Genomic DNA, 19,974 nt, shown 5'->3' with positions numbered 1-19,974 from the left:
TCCGAAACGATCACCAATCCTCTTATAGTTGTGCCTCGTTGCCACAGGAACCCTCTCTTCCATTTACGCCCGGTTTGAGGCTTTGATTGATGACGGCGTCGCCCTCCCCCCTCCGCCCCTCCGCGCTCGCCCTGCTGGTGACAGCAGCGGCCGCGGGCGCCCTCTCCACGGCGGCGGTGGCCGCGGCCCCGTCGGCCGTCCAGGTGCCCCTCGCGTGGTTCTCCTTCTCCGGCTCGCTGCTGCTCGCCGTCGCCGCCTGCGCGGTCACCTGGTGCGCGCGCAGCGCCCGGCAGCTGCGCGGCCGGCTGTCCGCCCTCGCCGGCGAAGTCTCCGCCCGTGACGGGTACATCGCCCGGCTGACCGCCGACGCGGCCCGCGACACCGCGGCCCGCACCGCCGAACGCACCCGGCTGGCGGCGGAACACGCCGCCGAGGTCGAGCAGCTGACGACGGCCCACGCCGCCGAACTCCACCGTCTCACCACCGCCCACGCCGCCGAACTGGACGCCCTCACCGCCGCCCAGCTCGCCACCCGCGAGCGGCTCGGCGAGGAACTGCGCCGCGCCCGGTCGGGCCGGGCCGCCGCCATGGCCGCCACCGCCAACGCGGCCGGCCGGATGCAGGCGCTCGCCACCGGAATGCTGGCCGACCTGCGGGAGATGGAGCACAAGCACGCCGACGAGGAGGTCCTCGGCGACCTGCTCCACCTCGACCACCGCACCGCCCAGGCCGGCCGCCTCGCCGACTCCATCGCCGTCCTCACCGGAGCCCGCTCGGGCCGCCGCTGGGCCAAGCCCATCGTCATGGAGTCCGTCCTGCGCGGCGCCATGGGCCGGATCGGCGGCTACCAGCGGGTCCGGCTGCACTCCACCAGCGAGGCCGCCGTCGCCGGGCACGCCGCCGAGGGCGTCATGCACGCCCTCGCCGAACTCCTCGACAACGCCGCGAACTTCTCACCGCCCACCGCCGAGGTCCACGTCTACGTGGAAGAGGTGCCGGCCGGGGTCATCATCACCGTCGAGGACAGCGGCCTCGTCATGAGCGAGGTCCAGCTGCGCCGCGCCGAACAGGCCGTCACCGCCGAGTCCCTGGACCTCGCCGGGCTCTCCGGCACCCGCCTCGGACTCGCCGTCGTGGGCCGCCTCGCCCGCAAGCACGGGCTGACCGTCTCCTTCCGCCCCTCCGCCCGCGGCGGCACCGGCGCGCTCATGATGATCCCGGAAGAGCTGATCAGCCACGCCCCGGCCGAACCCGTCCCCGCCCCGGCCCTCCTCGCGGCCCCCGAGCCCGCTCCCGCACCGGCGGCCCGGCCCACCGGGCCGGAGGCCGCCCACGACACCCCCGTAGAATCCGGCGAGCCCGAAACCACCGGCCCGAACCCGGTGCTCGGCGACAGCGGACTGCCCCAGCGGCGGCGCGGCCGGACCCTGGCCGCCGCCCACCCCGAGGGGCCCGGCGCCGCGAGCGCGGCGGCCCGCACCCCGGCCGCCCCCGCCGGCGCGTCCCGGCCCGCCCCCCGCTTCGGCAGCTTCCGCCAGGCCGTACGCGGCACCACGGCCCCGGCGCAGCAGCAGCCCACGAACCCCCCGCACCCGGAAGGCGACGACACCCCATGACCGGCTCCACCACCGACGAGACGCTCAGCTGGCTCCTGGAAGGACTCCTGGAGCGCACGCCCGGCGCCCGGCACGCCCTCGTGCTCTCCCGTGACGGCCTCAAGCTGTGCCGCACCCCCGAGCTCTCCGTCGACCAGGCCGACCAGCTCGCCGCGATCTCCGCCGGCATCCAGAGCCTGTCGCACGGGGCGTCCATCGAGTTCGGCGACGGCACCGGCGGGGTCCGCTCCGCCATGGCCGAGTTCTACGGCGGGATCCTCTTCATCGTGGAGGCGGGCGAGGGCGCGCACCTCGCCCTCGTCGCCGCCGAGGACGCCGACGCGGGCCTCGTCGGGCACAACATGTCCGAGCTGGTGGAGCAGCTGAGCGAGCATCTGATCGCCAGGCCCCGGGGTTGAGCCGCGTCAGGCCGGGCCGGGACGACTCCCCGGACCGGCTGTACACCCTCACCGGCGGCCGCAGCAGCTCCGGCAGCGACGCCTTCGACCTGGTCACCCTGATCGTGGCCGAGTGCGACCCGGTCCCCGGCATCCAGTCCGAGCACGCGGCGATCCTGCGGATGTGCCGCTTCCCGACGGCCGTCGTGGAGGTCGCGGCCGAACTGGGCCTGCCCGTGTCGATCACCCGGATCCTCCTCGCCGACCTCCTCGACGCCGGGCGCATCAGCGCCCGGCACCCGCGCGTCACGACGTACCGCCTTCCCGACCCCGACATCCTGGAGCAGGTGCTCGTTGGACTCCGCAACCTCTGACCGGGGCGAGCCCCGCCAGGCACTCAGCAGCACCGCCGACAACGGCCTCAAGATCGTGATCGTGGGCGGCTTCGGCGTCGGCAAGACCACCCTGGTCCGCTCGGTCAGCGAGATACGCCCGCTGAACACCGAGGAGACGATGACCGCGGCCGGCGAGGCCGTCGACCACACCGACGGCATCACCGCCAAGACCGCCACCACCGTCGCCTTCGACTTCGGCCGGATCACCCTCGACGCCCACAACGTGCTCTACCTGTTCGGCGCCCCCGGCCAGGAGCGCTTCTGGTTCCTGTGGGACCGGCTGTTCTCCGGCACCCTCGGTGCCGTCGTCCTCGTCGACACCCGCCGGCTCGCGGACTCCTGGTACGCCATCGACCGCCTCGAACACCACGGCACGCCCTTCGTCGTCGCCTGCAACGACTTCGGCGGCCCCGCCCACACCCCGGAGCAGATCCGCGCCGCCCTCGACCTCCCGTCCGAGGTGCCGCTGCTGTTCTGCGACGCCCGCTCCCGCGCGTCCGGCAAGCAGGTCCTCATCTCCCTCGTCGAGCACCTCCAGCACCTCCAGCACCTCCAGAGCCGCCGGCCCGACCAGCCGGACGTCGTCCCGCACACCATCCCGGAGCCCACCCCGTGACCACGCCCGAGCCGCAGCCCGTCTACCTCGGCGGCCCCCGCTTCCAGAGCGACCCCGCAGCGCTGTACCGGGAGATGCGCCGCGACCACGGCGTTGTCGCCCCGGTCGTCCTCGACGGGGACATACCGGCCTGGCTCGTCCTCGGCTACCGCGAACTGCACCAGGTCACCAGCGACCCGCAGCTCTTCTCCCGCGACTCCGACCTGTGGAACCAGTGGGACCGCATCCCGGCCGACTGGCCGCTGCTCCCGATGATCGGCCGCAAGCAGCCGTCCATCCTCTACACCGTCGGCGAACGCCACCGCGAACGCGCCGCCGTCATCTCGGACGCGCTGGAATCCGTCGACCCCTTCGAACTCCGCGGCCACGCCGAGCGCTTCGCCGACGAGCTGATCGACGGATTCTGCGGCAAGGGCACCTGCGACATCGTGGGCGAGTACGCCATGCTCCTGCCCCTGCGCGTCCTCGCCCGCATCTACGGCTTCTCCGACGAGCAGGGCCCCGGCCTCGTCACCGCCATGAACGACATGATCAACGGCAGGGAGGGCGCCCTCGACGGCCAGCGCCACCTCGCCGAGTCCATGTACGCGCTCCTCGCCGCCAAGGCCGCCGCGCCCGGCCCCGACGTCGCCTCCCGGATGCTGGCCAACACCGCCGGATTCACCGTCGACGAGATCGCCCAGGACCTCATGGTGATGATGGCCGCCGGGCACCAGCCCACCGCCGACTGGATCGGCAACTCGCTGCGCCTGATGCTCACCGACGACCGGTTCGCCGCCTCCCTGGCGGGCGGCCGGCACAGCGTCGGCGAAGCCATGAACGAGGTGCTCTGGGAGGACACCCCGACCCAGAACGTCGCCGGCCGCTGGACCACCCGGGACACCCACCTCGGCGGCCGGCGCATCGGCAGCGGCGACCTGGTCCTGCTGGGCCTGGCCGCCGCCAACGGCGACCCGCACGTACGCACCGAAACCGGCGCCCTCACCGGCGGGAACAACGCCTTCTTCTCCTTCGGGCACGGCGAACACCGCTGCCCCTTCCCGGCCCAGGAGGTCGCCGAGGTCATCGCCCGGACCGGCATCGAGGTCCTCCTCGACCGGCTCCCCGACGTCGACCTCGCCGGGCCGGCCGCCGGACTCACCCGGCGCCCCTCGCCCTGGCTGCGCGGCCTCACCGCCCTGCCCGTGACCTACACCCCGACCCCCGCGCTTGGAGCCACCCCGTGACCTGCCCGATCGACCACACCGGCCCCGCCCCGCTCGTCCTCGACCCCTTCGTCGCCGACCTCGACGCCGAGAGCGCCGCGCTGCGCGCCGCCGGCCCGCTGGCCCGCGTCGTCCTGCCCGGCGGGGTCGCGGTGTACGCCGTCACGCACCACGCCGAGGCGCGCAGACTCCTCACCGACCCCCGCCTCGTCAAGGACATCGGCGTGTGGGGCGCCTGGCAGCGCGGGGAGATCCCCCTCGACTGGCCGCTCATAGGCCTCGCCAACCCCGGCCGCTCCATGCTGACCGTCGACGGCGACGAGCACCGCCGCCTGCGCACCCTCGTGGCGCAGGCGCTGACCGCCCGCCGGGTGGAGAAGCTCCGCGCCGGCATCGAGGCCCTCACCGCCCGCTCGCTCGACGCGCTCGCCGCCCTCCCCGCCGGTGAGACGGTCGACCTGAAGGCGCACTTCGCCTACCCGCTGCCGATGAACGTCATCAGCGAGCTGATGGGCGTCGACGCCGCCGAACACCCGCGCCTGAAGGCCCTCTTCGAGAAGTTCTTCTCCACGCAGACCCTCCCCGAGGAGGTCCCCCGGATGATGGCGGACCTCGGCGCCCTCTTCTCGCGCATCGTGGAGTCCAAGCGGGCCACCCCGGGCGACGACCTCACCAGCGCGCTCATCGCCGCCTCCGAGGACGGCGACCACCTCAGCACCGAGGAGATCACCAACACCCTCCAGCTGATGGTCGCCGCCGGGCACGAGACCACCATCAGCCTGATCGTCAACGCCGTCGTCGCGCTGGAGACGCACCCCGCGCAGCGGGCCCTCGTCCTCAAGGGGGAGGTCCCCTGGGAGAACGTCATCGAGGAGACCCTGCGCTGGTCCACCCCCACGTCGCACGTCCTGATCCGCTTCGCCACCGAGGACATCGAGGTCGGCGACCGGATCCTGCCCGCCGGCGAGGGCCTGATCGTCTCCTTCGGCGCGCTCGGCCGCGACGAGGCCCAGCACGGGGAGACCGCGGGGGAGTTCGACGTCACCCGCACCCCCAACCGGCACATCGCCTTCGGCCACGGCCCGCACGTCTGCCCCGGCGCGGCCCTGTCCCGCCTGGAGGCCCTCGTCGCCCTCCCGGCGCTCTACGCCCGCTTCCCGGAGCTGTCCCTGGCCGTCGGACGCGAGGAGCTGCGCAACAAGCCGGTCCTCACGCAGAACGACCTGTACGACCTCCCCGTCCGGCTGCGCCCGTAGGAAGGCGCGCCACAGAAAAGAAATGGTAGTCGCACCGGAGCCGTTGCTAGGTTGCTCACGTGCCGAAGCTGAATCAGATCATCGCAGTCGAAAAGGGCGTCAAGTCCAAGTCCCTCCAGGAGCTCTCCCAGGCTCACCACGACGTGCAGAAGCCCGCCCTGCTGGCCGGCATCTCGCGTACGTACCAGCCCAAGGACGAGGAGGGCGAGCAGCTGCCGCCCGAGTCCACCCGGGTGCAGGTCAAGGCGGAGGACGTGCTGCGGGCGACGGCCGGCACCCTGACCCGCCTGTTCGACGTGACGGCGACCAAGGACTGGGCGAACCGCACGGCGGCCGCGGACGTCGTCGTCGACGGCCGGGTGCTCCTCGCCCAGGTTCCGGTGCCCTACCTGCTCTTCCTCGAGAAGCAGCTGACCGACCTGCACACCTTCGTGCGCAAGCTGCCCGTCCTCGACGCCTCCGAGTCCTGGAACCTGGACCCCTCCACGGACTCCTGGAAGACGGAACCGGTGCGCACGATCCGCACCAAGAAGGTGCCGCGCAACCACGTCAAGGCCGAGGCCACGGAGAAGCACCCGGCGCAGGTGGAGGTGTACTACGAGGACGTCGCGGTCGGCTACTGGACGACCGTGAAGTTCTCCGGCGCCCTCCCGGCCCGCCGGGTCAACGAGCTCCTCGACCGGGTGGAACGGCTCCAGCAGGCCGTGAAGTTCGCCCGCGAGGAGGCCAACGGCGCCGAAGTCACCGACCAGCGGGTGGGGGACGCCGTGTTCGGCTACCTGTTCGGGTAGCCCCGAGAACGCCCCCTGCGCGACAGGGGGTGCGCGAGAGCGCAAGCTGAAACTGACGTTGAAGCTGAAACAGGGGTGTCACTGGGGGTTCGAATCCCTCCCCCGGCACACGTGCCGGGGTGGCCCAAGCGGTAGAGGCGGCCCCTTGAATCTCAGATTATCGCTCCAGTCTCAGCATTCGCCGCCGAACACCGGATCGACCGGGCGGGGACGATCACCGACGGATGGGGGTTCAAGTCCCTCCTGCGCCTCTTCGCGGCGCGGTAGTTCAAAGGCAGAACACGTCGGCCTCACCATGATCCCCTCCCTTAAACGCCGCCGGTGTGCGCAATTGGGTGGCACACAGGGGCCCGGGAACTGGACATGTTCCCGGGCCCCGTCACGTTCCCCGGGCAACTCCCGTTCCCTCAGCCACTCGTACGACGCCCCGAGCGGCGGACTGCGACCACAGGGTGACGGTGGATCCCTCTGTGAGGCGACGAGGGCCCGCGGGCCCCCGCCTAGGTTGGACGGCATGACGATCCGACGCCGCACCGCGGCCGCCGCGGCCATGCTGGCCCTCCTCCTCCCGGTCCCGCTGACGGCGGCCTCCACCGCCATGGCCGCCCCCGCGGCAGCCACCGGCACCCGGGTGAATCCGGCAGAACTGCCCGCGCCCACCGGCCGTTTCGCCGTCGGCCAGGAGGACCTCCACCTGACGGACCGCAGCAGGACCGACCCCTGGGCGCACACCGGGCCCCGGGAACTGATGGTCACCCTGCGCTATCCCGCGCAGCGCGGCACCGGCCGCGCCCCGGCGCCCTACATGAGCACCGAGGAAGCCCGGCTCATGCTGGCCGACAAGAAGCTGGACCAGGTCATCGACCCCGCAGTCTTCGCCGCCACCCGGGCCCACGCCCGCGTCGGCGCCCGGCCCGTCCAGGGCCGCTACCCGCTGATCGTCCTGTCGCCCGGCTTCACCGTGTCCCGCGCCACCCTCACCTCGCTCGCCGAGGACCTGGCCTCCCGGGGCTACGTGGTCGCCGCCGTGGACCACGCGTACGAGAGCGCCGCCACCGCCTTCCCCGGCGGCCGTATCCTGACCTGCCTGGCCTGCGGGCCGGCCGATGCCCCGGGGGGCCACGAGGCCGTCCTCGGCGTCCGGGCCCAGGACGTCTCCTTCCTCCTCGACCGCCTCACCGGCCGTCACCCGGCCTGGCGTCACGCCGGGCTCATCGACGCCGGCCGCATCGCCATGGGCGGCCACTCCATGGGGGGCGCCGCCGCCCTGCCGGCCATGGCCGCCGACCCGCGGATCCGCGCGGGCGCCGACATGGACGGGGGCCTGCCCGGTCCGTACCCCGCCGCCGGGATCGGCGGCCGCCCCTTCCTGCTGTTCGGTGCGGCCGCCAGCGCGCCCGGGGGCCACTCGAACGGCGACTGGTCGAAGACGTGGCCGCACCTCGACGGCTGGAAGCGCTGGATCACCGTCGACGGCACCGACCACTTCGCGGCCACCGACTTCCCCGCCATCCGCGACCAGCTCGGACTGCCCCACCCCGAGGCGCCGCTGCCCGGCTCCCGCGCCCTCGAACTGACCCGGACCTACGTCGGCGCCTTCTTCGACCAGCACCTCAAGGGACGACCCGGGCCGGTTCTGGACGGCCCCCGCGCCGACACCCCCGAGGTCCGCTTCCACACCCCCTGAGCGGCCCGTACGGGGGCCCGTACGGGGGCCTGTACGGGCCCCCGTACCGCGCCCGGCGGCTACACGGGCACGGACACGAAGGTCCGGCCCGTCTCGTTCACCACCAGGACCTCCCTGACGTCCGACGGGTCCACGGCCGCGGAGCCGTCCAGGGCCGCGGCCTTGCCCTCGCCGTGCTCCGCCGTGCCCACGACCCAGCCGCCCGCCGTGGAGCGCGTACCGTCCCGGGAGACCACCACCAGCCGGCACCGCTCGCCCGCGGGCACCCCCGTCACCGCCGCGCGCAGCCGCACCCACCCGGCCGCCGGCGTCAGCTGTACGGTCATCCGCGCGCCCGTCCCCACATCCGCGGCGGAGGCCACCCGGGTGCCCGCCACCGGCGGCGAAGGCGCCGCCGACACGGTCGGCGGCGCAGGCGGCGGCAGCGCCCCGGCGCTCCCCGGGTCCGCGCCCACCCGGGCACCGGCCCAGAACACCGCCGCCAGCGAGGCGGCCGCGGCCAGCCCCACCACGCCGGCCCGCCACCGCGCGGCCGACGCCCGCTCCCCGCGCACCTGCCGCAGGGTCCGCTGGAGCAGCAGGTCCCCGCCCGGCGGAGGCCCGTCGAGGAAGGCCTCCTCGGGCACCTCGCCCAGCACCCTCTCCATCTCGCGCAACGCGCCCACCTCCTCCCGGCACCGCACGCAGTCGCCGAGGTGCTCCCCGACGCGCCGTACCTCCTCCTCGTCCAGGACGCCGAGCACGTACGCGCCGAGCAGTTCCGGTTCCTCCTCGTGCCGCTGCCGGTTCACGCCACCACCTCCCGCAGTCCGCCGGGCTGCTGGGGCGGCCGGCCGGTTCCTCTCCTCCGCGCGCCGTCCCCGGCGGCGTCCCCGAACACCTCGCGCAGGGCCTTGAGCGCGTAGTGCGAGCGCGACTTGACCGTCCCCGCGGGGATGCCCAGCCGGTCGGCGGCCTCGGCGACGCTGTGCTGGCGGTAGTACAACTCGGTCAGGACGTCCCGGTGTTCCGGCGACAGCCGGTCCAGGGCGCCGAGTACCGTCATGGCGTCCACCACGGCGTCCGCGTGGTCCCCCTCCACCGGGGGAGCGGCCGCCGACCCGGAGACCTCCGGCGGGCGGGCGGCCCTGGCCCGGTACCGGTCCGTGATGATGTTCCGGGTGACCGTGAGCAGCCAGCCGCGCACCGAGCCCTTGCCGTTGACCAGGACCTCGGAATGCCGCCAGGCCCGGATCAGCGTCTCCTGGACGACGTCCTCGGCGGCGGCGCGGTCCCCGGTCAGGCGGGTGGCGTAGGCGAGCAGGGCGTTGCCGTGCTCCTCGTACACCGCCCTGATCAGCGCCTCGTCGGTAGAGCCCCGCCGAGTACGGGGCCACAGTGGTCCGGGCATCTCACCCTCTCCGTCCGCCTCGTGTCGCGTCGTGCGCTCGGAACACGGCCCCGAAGGGCCGGCCGGTTCATGTGACCCGCGTCACTCGCGTCCGGCAGGTGAGGCCCCCGTCGAGGCAGGCGACGGGCTCGCCCCTCCTGGCGTCCGCCATCACGTCCGCGGACACCGCGCGCCCCGGCCGGCCGCCCGGCGGAGCCCGGCGCGCGGCCGAGGTTGGCCCGTCCCGTGCTTGTCCGGCCGGGGGCCGCCCGCGAGAGTTCTCCGTATGACACCGGAAGAGCTCCTGCACTCCTTCGCCCGGACCCGTGCCTCCCTCGACGGCGAGGAGACCGTCTTCTGGTGGACCGGCGACGTCCACTCCTGGGCCCCCGGCGAGCCCTACCGCCGCCTCTTCGGCTTCGAGGGCCTCAACACCGCCCGGCTGGAGCGGGACGAGGAGGACGGCGGCTACCGGCTGCTCTCCCGGGAGGCAGCCTTCTACCTCGACCCCACCACCCGGGACATCCTCGACACCTGGCACGGCAAGCCCGTGGTGCACGTCTGGAACGATCCGGCCAACCAGCGCTTGCGGCCCTTCCCCGTACCGCGCACCGAACTGGGCGACCAGGTGTGCTTCAGCCTGGAGATCCCGCTCGCCTACCCCTCCCCGCTGCCGGTCGCCGACTACCCGCTCAACTCCGCCGACGACACCTACCGGGCGCTGGAGCTCTTCCAGTTCTTCACGCCCGCGGCGGCCCTCGCCGGTGACGCCCCGAGCGTCCCCGCGACCATGTCGTGGACCCGGATGTCCCCCTGGCTGCCCTGGATGGAACAGGGGCAGCGCCCCGGCGGCCTCACCTTCCACTGCCGGGGCGTGAAGCTCGCCTCCTACGCCGAGGTGCCCGAACGCACCCGCGCGTACATCGCCGCCCACCAGCCGCAGTTCGCCCGCGCGCCGGAGAAGTGGGCCGAGCCCAACGAGACCAGCTGGACCTACTTCCGCCGGCTCAACCCCCGCTGACCGGCGGGGGAGGGGAGGGACCCCCAGGGTCCGGACAAGGGTTTTCCCCGTATCGGGTTCACCCCCGCGTTGCCTACTGTCTGCCCACCGGCGATCTTCCGCGCCCCGGGCGGCCCCGCACCAACCCCACATGGTGTGAAGCGACCGCGGACGCGCTGATCGCCGGGTACGCCGTTGCCCTGCCCCGCCGTCGCGGCCGGACAACGCGGCGCGCGGCGGTGGCCGGGGCGGGTGCGACCAGCCCGCCCGGGCCCCGCTTCCGCCGGTTCCACCTCCCACACTGCACCGACCGGCCGCTCCGGCCTGCCCGGATCCGGCCCGTAAAGGGGAACAACGTGCACGCACCCAGACGTCGGCTCATATCCGTCGTGGCCATGTCCGTCACCCTGCTCGCCGGCTCCGCCACCGCCGCGGTGGCCGTGGCCCCCGCGAACGACCCGGCCGCCTCCACCCTCCCGGCCGCCGCGGCCCCCGCCACCCCCGCCGCCGCCCCGGTCGAGAACCTGATCGTCGGCTACAAGTCCTCCGCCTCGGAGGCCGGTTCCAACGACGCGGCCGCCGCCGACGCCACCGCCAAGGGCAAGAAGGCCGGCAAGAAGGCGAAGTTCGACCGCCGTCTGGGCACCGGAGCCGCACTCGTCAACCTCGGCGGTGCGACCGCCCCGGCCGACGCCGCCGCCGTGATGGCCCAGTTCCGCGCCGACCCGGACGTCGCCTACGTCGAGCCGGACTCCCGCGCCTACGCGATGGCCACCCCGAACGACACCGAGTACGCCAAGCAGTGGGACCTCTTCGAGCCCACCGCCGGCATGAACGTGCCCGCCGCCTGGGACAAGACCACCGGTTCCGGCGTCACCGTCGCCGTGATCGACACCGGCTACGTCGCCCACTCCGACGTGGCCGCCAACGTCGTCGCCGGCTACGACTTCATCAGCAGCTCCACCGCCGCCCGCGACGGCAACGGCCGCGACAACAACCCGGCCGACCAGGGCGACTGGAGCGCGGCCGGCGAGTGCGGCACCGGCTCCAAGGCCAGCGACTCCTCCTGGCACGGCACCCACGTCGCCGGCACCATCGCCGCCGCGACGAACAACGCCAAGGGTGTCGCGGGCATCGCGTACAACGCCAAGATCCAGCCCGTCCGCGTGCTCGGCAAGTGCGGCGGCGCGACCTCGGACATCGTCGACGCCATCACCTGGGCCTCCGGCGGCACCGTCGCGGGCGTCCCGGCGAACGCCACGCCCGCCAAGGTCATCAACATGAGCCTCGGCGGCTCCGGCGCCTGCACCGCCACCTACCAGAACGCCATCAACGCGGCCGTCGCCCGCGGCACCACCGTCGTCGTGGCCGCCGGCAACAGCAACGCCGACGCGGCCGGCTTCTCGCCCGCCAGCTGCAACAACGTGATCAACGTGGCCGCGAGCAACCGCACCGGCGACCGCTCGTTCTACTCGAACTACGGCACGATCATCGACGTCGCCGCCCCGGGCGGTGAGACCCGCCGCGCCACCGACACGCCCGGCACCGTCACCACCCCCGAGAACGGCATCCTCTCCACGCTGAACGGTGGCACCACCACCCCCGGCGCCGAGATCTACAAGCCGTACCAGGGCACCAGCATGGCCGCCCCGCACGTCGCGGGCCTCGCCGCCCTCCTCGTCGGCGCCAAGCCCTCGCTCACCCCGGCGCAGATCGAGTCGGCCATCAAGGCCAACGCCCGCCCGCTGGCCGGCACCTGCACCGGCGGCTGCGGCTCCGGCCTCGCCGACGCGGCCGCGACCGTCAACGCCGTGACCTCGACGCCCGCCACCCCGTCGTTCGAGAACACCGCGGACTTCGCCATCGGCGACAACACCACGGTCGAGAGCCCGATCGCCGTCACCGGTGTCACCGGCAACGCCCCAGCCGCGCTCAAGGTCGGCGTGAACATCGCGCACACCTACATCGGTGACCTGAAGGTCGACCTGGTCGCCCCCGACGGCACCGTCTACACCCTGCACAACCGCGCCGGCGGCAGCACCGACAACATCAACCAGACCTACACCGTCGACGCCTCCTCCGAGGTCGCCAACGGCACCTGGAAGCTGCGCGTGAACGACAACGCGGGCGGCGACACCGGCAAGATCGACTCCTGGAGCCTCGGCTTCTGACCCGGTCCGCACCGGTCCCGGCGGAGCCCCCCAACTCCGTCCTGACGGACCGATGGTACGGACCAACCCAGTGCGCGGGTCTGCCGGTACCTCCCGTACCGGCAGACCCGCGGCGCTTTCCTGCCACCTGACTGAATTCTGCGTCACAATCCGGGTCCGCCGGGGGGCTGACCTCGTATTGTCGCGTCTCACAGGAAGGGCACAGAACAGGGGCGCGAAAGGCGGGTGGCTGTGCGTGGCGGCGACGGCGAACGCTGACACCAACGTCGGACACGGTGCACTCATCGAGGCGGTCGACCGGGCGCTGACCACGCACGGCCGCGCCGTCCTCACGGGACCCGCCGGCTCGGGAAAGACCGAGGTGGCCAGCGCCGTCGCGGCCGCCGCCGCCCGACGGCACGAAACCGTCCTGCGGCTCGCCCCCGAAGCCGCCGACCGGGAAATACCCGAAGCCGCGGCCGCCGCCCTCCTCGCCTCCGTCCCCCGCGCCACGCTCGACCGCCTCGCCGGACCCCAGCGCACCGCCATCGCCCTGCTCCGCCGCGAGGCCGACGCCCCCCGCGCCGGCCGCGACCACGTCGCCCTGCGCCTGGCCGTCGTGGAGGTGCTCCGCACCCTCGCCGTCCCCGGGCCGGTCCTGCTCGTCCTCGACAACGCCCAGTGGCTCGACCCCGAGAGCACCGACCTGCTCCGCTTCGCCCTGCGCCTGACGCCGCCGCGCGTACGGGTCCTCGCCGCCGAATGCGTCCAGGGCGGCGCCCCCGTCGCCGAACCCCTCTGCGGCCCCGGCACCCCCGTCGTCCGCATCCCCGCCCTCGGCGCCGACGAGGTCGCCGAGCTGCTGCTGCGCCACGGCCTGCCCGCCCGCCTCGCCGGCCGCATCCACCAGGCCAGCGGCGGCAACCCGCGACTCGCCCTGGCCCTCGGCCACTCCCTCGCCGAAGCCGCCGCCTGCCAGGGCGGCGCCCACCACGCCGACTCCCTGCCCCTGACCGGCCAGGCCCGCGAGGTCGCCCGCCGGCTCCTCGCCGCCGCCCCCGGCAGGACCCGCCCGACCCTGCTGCTCGCCGCCCTCGCCGCCCGCCCCACCACCGCCCTGCTGCGCCGCGCAGGACGCCCCGACGCCGAGGCGGAACTCGCGGAGGCCGAACGGGCCGCGCTGGTCACCGTCGGCGAGGACGGCGCCGTCGCCTTCACCGCCGGCGCCCTGCCGGCCGCCCTGGCCGCCGACGCCGGCTGGCCCGAGCGGGCCGCCGGGCACGCCGCGCTCGCCGCCGCCGTGGACGACCCCGTCCAGGCCGTGCGCCACCGCGCCCTCGCCGTCGACACCCCCGACGCGGACCTCGCCGCCGAGATCACCCGGGCCGCCGACGCCTGCCGCCGCCGGGGCCAGCGGGCGCTCGCCGCCGAGCTCGGGCTGCTCGCCGCCGAACGCACCCCCGCCCGCCTCGCGCAGGACGAGCTGGCCCGGCTCGTGGCCGCCGCCGAGGACGCGGGCTGGGCCGGCCGCGCCGACCTCGCCCGCCGCGCCACCCGCGCCGTGCTCGCCCGCGACGCCTCGCCCGCCCAGCGGGTACGGGCCCGCCTCGCGGTGATCGACGCCGCCGGGCAAGCCCTGGCCGACCTCGACGAGACCATCGCCCACGCCGTGGCCGACGCCGCCGGGGACCCCGCCCTGCAGGCCGCCGTCCAGCTCCGGATCGCCTGGAAGCACAACATCGGCGACGGCGACCCCGTCCGCTCGCGCGACGCCGCGGCCCAGGCCGGAACCCTCGCCAAGGCCGGAGGGGACCAGGTCGCCGAAGCCATGGCCCTGACGGTCCGCGCCCGGATGGGCCGCATCCTCGGCGACCCCGACGCCGAGGAGATCCTGGCCCAGGCCCTCGCCCTGCCCGCCCCCGAGGTCCCCCTCGGCATGCGCAACGCCCCCCAGTACCTCGCCGTCCGCCACGCCCTCTTCGACGACCGGCTCGCCGACGCCCGCCGCCAGCTCCTCGTCCTGCTGCCCGCCGTCCAGCGCACCGGCTCCGCCGAGGACGTCTTCGAGGTGCTGCGCAGCCTCACCGAGACCGAACTGCGCCGGGGCCACTGCGCCCGCGGCACCGCCCACGCCCGCCGCGCCCTGGAACTCACCATCGAAGCCGGCCTCTCACCCGGCCCCGCCTGGTACGTGGCCGCCACCGCCGAAGCGGCGGGCGGCAGCTTCACCCGCGCCGCCGGCTACGCCCGCCGGGGCATCAGGGCCTCCGAGGAGGAGGGCGACCAGGTCTTCCTCTCCCGGGGGCTGTTCGCGCTCGGCACCGTCGAACTGGCCACCGGCGAGGCCGCGAAGGCGGTGGCCACCCTGCGCCGGGTCGCCGCCCTGGAAGAAGCCCAGCAGGTGGTGGACCCCTCGGTCCTGCGCTGGCACGGGGAGCTCGCCGAGGCACTGGTCGCCGCCGACGCCCCCGCGGAGGCCGCGGCCCTGCTGGACCGCGTCACCCCCGTCGCCCGTGCCCTGGAACGGACCACCGTGCTCGCGGCCCTGGACCGGGCGCGGGGGCTGTGCCTGTCCGCGCAGGGCGAGCCGGAGCCCGCCGTCGCCCTGCTGGAGACGACCGCCGAGCGGTTCGGCGCCCTCGGACTGCCCCTCGAACAGGGCCGTACGCTGCTCGCGCTGGCCCGGGTGGAACGCCGGCGCCGCCGCCGGGCCCCCGCCCGGGCCGCCCTGCGGGCCGCGGCCGGGCTGTTCGAGGCGGCCGGAGCGGCGCCCTGGCTGGAGCTCGCCCGGGAGAGCGCGCCCGAGACCAGCGGCCCGCACCCCGGCGTGGCCTCCCTCACCGAGGCGGAGACGCGGCTCGCCCTCCTCGTCGGCGGGGGAGCCAGCAACCAGGAGGCGGCGGCGAAGCTCTTCCTCAGCGTCAAGACGGTGGAGGCCCGGCTCACCCGGATCTACCAGAAGCTCGACGTCCGCTCCCGCGCCCAGCTGGCCACGGCCCTGCGCGGCCGGTGAGCCGGTCCCTGCCCGCCGTCAGCAGCCCAGGTTGTCGCCGGGAGTGACCCCGAGCAGCCGGGTGAAGCTCTGGTAGGCGCTCACCCGGCTCTGCACCTGCGCCGGGTTCCCGCCGTTGCACTCCAGGGCGCCGTTGATGGAGCGGATCGTCTCGCCGAAGCCCGCGCCGTTGACCATGGCCGCGTGGGCGGTCATCGTGCCGGGGCCGTTCTGGGTGTTCCAGTACCAGAGCGCCGTCTTCATCGCGACGGCCGGGTCCCGCTCCACCAGGTAGGGGTTGGCGAGCAGGTGGATGCCGAGGGCGTCGCCGGCCGCCTTGTAGTTGAAGTTCCAGCTCAGCTGGATCGGGCCGCGACCGTAGTACGCGGCCTGACCGGCCGGACAGCCGTAGGGCTGCGAGGCGTCGCAGTAGTGCGGGTAGTTGGCGGTGTTCTGCTCCACGATGTGGACGAGTCCGCCCGTCTCGTGGGAGACGTTCGCCAGGAAGGCCGCCGCCTCGCGCCGCTTGACGGTGTCGTCGCCGGTGTGGGCGAAGGCCGGGTAGGCGGAGAGCGCCGCGACCAGGCCGTTGTAGGTGTAGAAGGGGTTCCGGTTCGGGAACATCTGGTTGAACTGGGCCTCGCTGACCACGAAGCCGGACGGATCGCCGGTGCCCGGGTCGGGATCCTGGCCCCCGCCGCCGCAGGCGCCCTGGTCCGACCAGACGCCCCACTGGCCGGTGGTGCCGGGCGTTTCGCCCTGGGTCCACCACTTGGCCTGCCAGTTGTGGCCGCCGTACGAGGCGCTGTTGCCGCCCGTGTAGACGGCGGAGGTACTCCAGGCCGCGGCGCAGGCGGGGGCCGCGGCGGCGGGGGAGGCGGGCAGGGCGACGGCCAGGCCCAGGGTCGCGGCGGCGGCCACGGCGAGGGAGAGGGCACGGCGGCGTAGCGTACGTATCACGTAACTGCTCCTGGAGTGGGGGGATTTGTCGCGCGGCGTGTGGGGTGCGACGACTACCGCCACTGAACCGAATTGGTCTGGACCTGTCAAGGTCCAGACCAAAGCCTTTACGTGTCGGATGCGGGGTGGAACCGGCCGGAACATGCCGGAGCGGCGTGACGGGCGAGGCCGTCACGCCGCTCCGGGGCCGCTGGATCAGCTGCCGGCCGAGAGGTTGCCCGACAGGACCGGGATGTTCTCGGCGATGTGCGAGAGGGTCTCGTCACCCTTGCCCTGGGTGGAGTTCTCGGCGCACTGCTGGTTCTGCGGGTTGGAGGCGATCGGGATGTCCTGGACGCCGACGTTGACGAGGGCCAGGACGGACTGGACGTTGACCTTGGCCGGCAGGCCGATGCAGAGCTTGTTCAGCGAACCCTGGACCGCGGAGAGCTGCGGGCTCATCGCGCCCTCCGTCTCCTGGTTGCCGTAGATCTGCGTGGCGTTGTTGCCGTTGACCGTGTTGACGCCGTTGTCGTTGCCGACCGCCATCGCCGGGGAGGCTGCAAGGGCGCCAGCCCCGAGGACGGAGGCGGTGACCGCGGCGGTGGCCATGAACTTCTTGAGCATCGTGAGGATCCTTCTGTCGCATGTGCTGTCCCCGGCGGAACGACCTGATCAACTGCCCCTGGCCCCAGGGGTTATCGCAGGTCACCCATGCGGCCCAACGTTTCCTCGGGATCCCCAGGTCAGCCGGTCTTGCGCCGGACCTTCTTGTTCTTGCCGCCCGGCCCACTGCTGGAGCCCTGCACCTTCGCCCGGCTCTGGTGGGCCTGCTGGGACTGGGCGTGCGAGGCGTTGCGCTCCAGCGCCTCGCGGAACTTGCGCTTGGCCTCCTCGGCGGGGGACTCCTCCTGCGGGACGTCGTCACGGGGGGTCTGCGGTGTGTCGGCCATCTGGTGCCTCCTGGAGTGATCGGGTCGCCAGTGTGTCAGTCGGACCGCCGCCGGGCCATCCAGTTGGGCGGCGGCGGGCGGGCCGTCAGGCGGCTCCGGCCGGCGCCTCGGCGCCGCCGCCGGCGCGGATGGCGTTCAGGGCGGCCGTGTGGAGGGCCGCTGGATCGCCGTGGGTGACGGGGCTGCCGGTCAGCGTGTACCACTCGTCGGCGTCCGTGTACTGGACCTCGAAGCGGACCCGGCCGCCCGGTCCCGCGGTGGTGCGCAGGGTGAGCGGCCCCGTGATGACGCCGACCTCGTCGGTCATGGCGCCGCCGGGACCCGCGAGGACCTCGTCCTGCCACTGGCGGGGGGCGGTCATGAGGCGCAGGTGTCGATCATGGTGGTGAGCATGGCCCTCTCCGCTTCGGTGACGGTCAGACGGTAATGGGACTTGACGGTGGTCCAGGCCCGCCCGTACTGGCACCAGCTCGACTTGTCCGGGGGCTGCCACAGGTCGGGGCTCTGGTCGCCCTTGGAGCGGTTCGACGCCGCCGAGACCGCCAGCAGCTGCGGCCGCGTCAGGTCGTTCGCGAAGGCCTTGCGCCGGGCGGCGTCCCAGCCCGAGGCGCCGGACCGCCAGGCCTCGGCCAGCGGAACCATGTGGTCGATGTCCAGTGCGGCGGGCTCGTCGACCACGGCCCCGTCGTACAGGCTCTTCCAGGAGCCCGACCGGGCGCGGCACTCGGAGTCCTGGGTGACGTCCTTCCCGTCGCGCTTGAGCACCGTCTCCCGGGTGTCGCACCGGCCGCCCTGCTCGGCCCAGTGGGTGAACCGGTCGCGGCTGTAGCCGGCCATCGTGCCCGGCGTGCCGGTCGTGAGCGCCGCGAGCTGCGTACGGGCGACGGCGGCGCTGACCATGCCCGGCAGCACGTCGCCGGACGCGGGCTTCGCGTCCGCGGAACCCGTCGCGGAGGGGCCGGAGCTCGCGGGCCTCCCCGCCGGTTTCCCGTCCCCGGGGACGCCCGGGCCCCCGCAGCCGCTCAGCCCGAGCAGCAGCGCGGCGGCCACCGCCGCGCCGCGTACACCTGTGTGACGATCCATGACCCCACCCCGGACGAGACGCTCCGCGAACTGACCCGGGCACACTACCCATAACCGGACAAGCGTCAACGCACCGGGCCTACGTTCTCGCTCGTACCCCGGAGCCGGCCCGGCAACCGGGGGTGTTGCAGCCCCCGTTCGCCGGCCGGCCCACCCGTCAGGGGACGGGGCGTCAGCTCCAGGAGGCGGCCACCAGGGAGCGCTGGGCCGCCTCGAGGTGCGTGGACGCCGCCAGCCAGGCCCGGGCGTAGCCGTCCGACGAGGCCTCGGTGAGGCGGCCGAAGGCGTCCCGGGAGCGGCGGTCGGCCTCGGCGACGAGCGCGTCGGCCAGGTCGGCCGCCGCCCCGAAGCCCGCCCGGCGCAGCGGACCCGACGCCGTCAGCGGCTCCGGCCCGCGGGCCGACTCCGCCACCGCCCGGCGCCCGCCCGCCACTCCCGTCTCCAGCAGCCGGCGCACCCGCCACAGCGGCGAAGCGGCCAGCGGGTCCGGCCCCGGCTCGGCGGGGGCCACGGCTGCGGGGGCCCCGCCGTCCGGGAAGTGGCCGCCCTGGAGCCGGTCGTAGCCCAGGTCCGCCCGGCCCCGCCACTGCGGCGGCAGCCGCAGCGTGTACGCGGCCCCGGGCACCGGCCCCACCGCGAGCGGGCTCAAAGTGGCCGCCCGGTCCGGGTCGGGACGGCCGAGGACGCGCAGCACCAGGCCGGGACACCCCGCCAGGCGGCGCAGGTTGGCGGTGTGCGCCAGCTCCGGGTGCGGATGCGCCGGGCGCAGCCGCAGCAGCGGCGCGTCCGGGCGCAGCTCCCGCACCAGGAGGTGCTCGCCGGCCGCGCCGGCCACCTGGACGTCGCAGCCCAGCAGGCCCGTTCCGGCCTCCCCCGCCAGCAGCTCCCGTACGGCGTCGGCCGCCGGGCGGGCGAAGAGCGCCGCCGCCGGCTCCTCCTCCCAGGACACCCCGGGCGCCGGCACCGCCCGTACCCCGCGCCCGGCGCCGAGGCGCCCGTCGGCGGAGACCGTCGCCCCGGCGATGCGCAGCCCCGCGCGCGCCAGCCCCGCGTGGTCGAGGGCGGCTCCGCCGAGGGCCACGGAGGCCGACCCGGCGCCCCGGGCCCGGGCGAGGCCGCCGGGGCGGACGTCCGAGAGCGAGTACCGGGCGCCGTCCGCGCCCAGCAGGTGGGTGACGACGCCCCCGTAGCCGGTGGCGGTCAGCACGGGCTCCCGGCACAGGCCGTGCACGAGCAGGCTGCCGCCCGCCCCGTACGCGCGCCGACCGCCCCCGGTCAGCCCGGGGCCGCCCGTGCCGGACGCCAGCAGCGCGGCGGTGCGCAGCAGTTCCGCGAAGGCGGCGGCCAGGTCGGTGAGCCGCTGGGCGGCGCGGCGCTCCCGCGCGGCCCGCAGGCCCCGCACCACCCGCAGCGCGGCGGCCTCGGCGTGCGGCAGGCCGGCGAGGCGCGCGGTGTGCGCGGCCCGTCCTCGGAGAGGTGCACGAGCATCATCACGTCGGTGCAGTTGCATCCCTTGCCGCCGACGTGCAGGCGGCGCTTCTCGGC

The 19,974-nt window shown here is 74.6% G+C and carries 19 protein-coding genes; 11 read left to right on the top strand and 8 right to left on the bottom strand.

Going from position 1 to position 19,974, the window contains the following annotated elements; translation table 11 throughout:
* The first annotated feature begins 89 nt into the window (after window positions 1–89).
* The 8 genes from AB0D45_RS14350 (at window position 90) to AB0D45_RS14315 (ending at window position 7,943) form a co-directional block, all read left to right on the top strand.
* On the top strand, window positions 90–1,616 hold the full coding sequence (locus AB0D45_RS14350) for an ATP-binding protein (protein WP_362458388.1): 1,527 nt from the start codon (window positions 90–92) through the stop codon (window positions 1,614–1,616).
* Window positions 1,613–2,014, top strand: a complete 402-nt coding sequence (locus tag AB0D45_RS14345) for a roadblock/LC7 domain-containing protein (RefSeq protein WP_361610367.1) — start codon at window positions 1,613–1,615, stop codon at window positions 2,012–2,014. The genes AB0D45_RS14350 and AB0D45_RS14345 overlap by 4 nt, the downstream gene beginning before the upstream one ends.
* Window positions 2,011–2,367 carry a DUF742 domain-containing protein gene (locus AB0D45_RS14340; RefSeq protein ID WP_361610369.1) on the top strand — a complete coding sequence of 119 codons (357 nt, stop codon included), beginning with the start codon at window positions 2,011–2,013 and terminating at the stop codon, window positions 2,365–2,367. The genes AB0D45_RS14345 and AB0D45_RS14340 overlap by 4 nt, the downstream gene beginning before the upstream one ends.
* Window positions 2,348–3,004, top strand: coding sequence for an ATP/GTP-binding protein (locus AB0D45_RS14335; RefSeq protein WP_361610371.1), 657 nt, complete (start codon window positions 2,348–2,350; stop codon window positions 3,002–3,004). The genes AB0D45_RS14340 and AB0D45_RS14335 overlap by 20 nt, the downstream gene beginning before the upstream one ends.
* Entirely contained in the window at window positions 3,001–4,230 is a 1,230-nt protein-coding gene (locus AB0D45_RS14330; protein ID WP_362458385.1) for a cytochrome P450, read from the top strand. Before AB0D45_RS14335 ends, AB0D45_RS14330 begins: the two co-directional genes overlap by 4 nt.
* Window positions 4,227–5,465, top strand: coding sequence for a cytochrome P450 (locus tag AB0D45_RS14325; RefSeq protein WP_362458382.1), 1,239 nt, complete (start codon window positions 4,227–4,229; stop codon window positions 5,463–5,465). Before AB0D45_RS14330 ends, AB0D45_RS14325 begins: the two co-directional genes overlap by 4 nt.
* A 59-nt stretch (window positions 5,466–5,524) precedes the next feature.
* Window positions 5,525–6,256 carry a hypothetical protein gene (locus tag AB0D45_RS14320; RefSeq protein WP_361610376.1) on the top strand — a complete coding sequence of 244 codons (732 nt, stop codon included), beginning with the start codon at window positions 5,525–5,527 and terminating at the stop codon, window positions 6,254–6,256.
* A gap of 514 nt (window positions 6,257–6,770) precedes the next feature.
* The gene (locus tag AB0D45_RS14315; protein WP_362458379.1) at window positions 6,771–7,943 is read left to right on the top strand and encodes an alpha/beta hydrolase; all 1,173 of its coding nucleotides are present in this window, start codon (window positions 6,771–6,773) and stop codon (window positions 7,941–7,943) included.
* A 59-nt stretch (window positions 7,944–8,002) separates the two neighbouring features.
* On the opposite strand, the gene AB0D45_RS14310 is transcribed toward AB0D45_RS14315, so the two are convergent.
* Together AB0D45_RS14310 and AB0D45_RS14305 are read right to left on the bottom strand one after the other, a co-directional pair.
* A complete protein-coding gene (locus AB0D45_RS14310) occupies window positions 8,003–8,734 on the bottom strand; it encodes a zf-HC2 domain-containing protein (protein WP_362458376.1) in 732 nt (243 codons plus the stop codon).
* A complete protein-coding gene (locus AB0D45_RS14305) occupies window positions 8,731–9,333 on the bottom strand; it encodes a sigma-70 family RNA polymerase sigma factor (protein WP_361611079.1) in 603 nt (200 codons plus the stop codon). The genes AB0D45_RS14310 and AB0D45_RS14305 overlap by 4 nt, the downstream gene beginning before the upstream one ends.
* Before the next feature lie 265 nt (window positions 9,334–9,598).
* Here AB0D45_RS14305 and AB0D45_RS14300 point away from each other — a divergent pair, with 265 nt between their 5' ends.
* The 3 genes from AB0D45_RS14300 to AB0D45_RS14290 all read left to right on the top strand — a co-directional run bounded on the left by AB0D45_RS14300 (window position 9,599) and on the right by AB0D45_RS14290 (window position 15,475).
* Window positions 9,599–10,333 (top strand): DUF1838 family protein, encoded by a 735-nt coding sequence (locus AB0D45_RS14300; RefSeq protein WP_362458373.1) that lies wholly within the window; start codon window positions 9,599–9,601, stop codon window positions 10,331–10,333.
* Between the two features lie 374 nt (window positions 10,334–10,707).
* A complete protein-coding gene (locus AB0D45_RS14295; RefSeq protein ID WP_362458545.1) occupies window positions 10,708–12,483 on the top strand; it encodes a S8 family serine peptidase in 1,776 nt (591 codons plus the stop codon).
* Between the two features lie 235 nt (window positions 12,484–12,718).
* Window positions 12,719–15,475, top strand: a complete 2,757-nt coding sequence (locus AB0D45_RS14290) for a LuxR family transcriptional regulator (RefSeq protein WP_362458371.1) — start codon at window positions 12,719–12,721, stop codon at window positions 15,473–15,475.
* A gap of 18 nt (window positions 15,476–15,493) precedes the next feature.
* On the opposite strand, the gene AB0D45_RS14285 is transcribed toward AB0D45_RS14290, so the two are convergent.
* The 6 genes from AB0D45_RS14285 to AB0D45_RS14260 all read right to left on the bottom strand — a co-directional run bounded on the left by AB0D45_RS14285 (window position 15,494) and on the right by AB0D45_RS14260 (window position 19,939).
* Window positions 15,494–16,375 carry a glycoside hydrolase family 19 protein gene (locus AB0D45_RS14285; protein ID WP_362458542.1) on the bottom strand — a complete coding sequence of 294 codons (882 nt, stop codon included), beginning with the start codon at window positions 16,373–16,375 and terminating at the stop codon, window positions 15,494–15,496.
* A 234-nt stretch (window positions 16,376–16,609) separates the two neighbouring features.
* Window positions 16,610–17,020, bottom strand: a complete 411-nt coding sequence (locus AB0D45_RS14280) for a rodlin (protein ID WP_361611681.1) — start codon at window positions 17,018–17,020, stop codon at window positions 16,610–16,612.
* A gap of 119 nt (window positions 17,021–17,139) precedes the next feature.
* On the bottom strand, window positions 17,140–17,346 hold the full coding sequence (locus AB0D45_RS14275; protein WP_361611682.1) for a DUF5302 domain-containing protein: 207 nt from the start codon (window positions 17,344–17,346) through the stop codon (window positions 17,140–17,142).
* An 85-nt stretch (window positions 17,347–17,431) separates the two neighbouring features.
* Window positions 17,432–17,707, bottom strand: a complete 276-nt coding sequence (locus tag AB0D45_RS14270) for a hypothetical protein (RefSeq protein ID WP_361611684.1) — start codon at window positions 17,705–17,707, stop codon at window positions 17,432–17,434.
* Entirely contained in the window at window positions 17,704–18,429 is a 726-nt protein-coding gene (locus AB0D45_RS14265) for an HNH endonuclease family protein (RefSeq protein WP_362458367.1), read from the bottom strand. The genes AB0D45_RS14270 and AB0D45_RS14265 overlap by 4 nt, the downstream gene beginning before the upstream one ends.
* Before the next feature lie 172 nt (window positions 18,430–18,601).
* Window positions 18,602–19,939 carry a hypothetical protein gene (locus AB0D45_RS14260; protein WP_362458364.1) on the bottom strand — a complete coding sequence of 446 codons (1,338 nt, stop codon included), beginning with the start codon at window positions 19,937–19,939 and terminating at the stop codon, window positions 18,602–18,604.
* Window positions 19,940–19,974 lie beyond the last annotated feature (35 nt).

It is taken from the genome of Streptomyces sp. NPDC048352 (assembly GCF_040651895.1).
Lineage (GTDB): Bacteria > Actinomycetota > Actinomycetes > Streptomycetales > Streptomycetaceae > Streptomyces.
The sequence above is the reverse complement of the archived record's forward strand: the minus strand, read 5'-3'. Positions and strand labels throughout refer to the sequence as shown.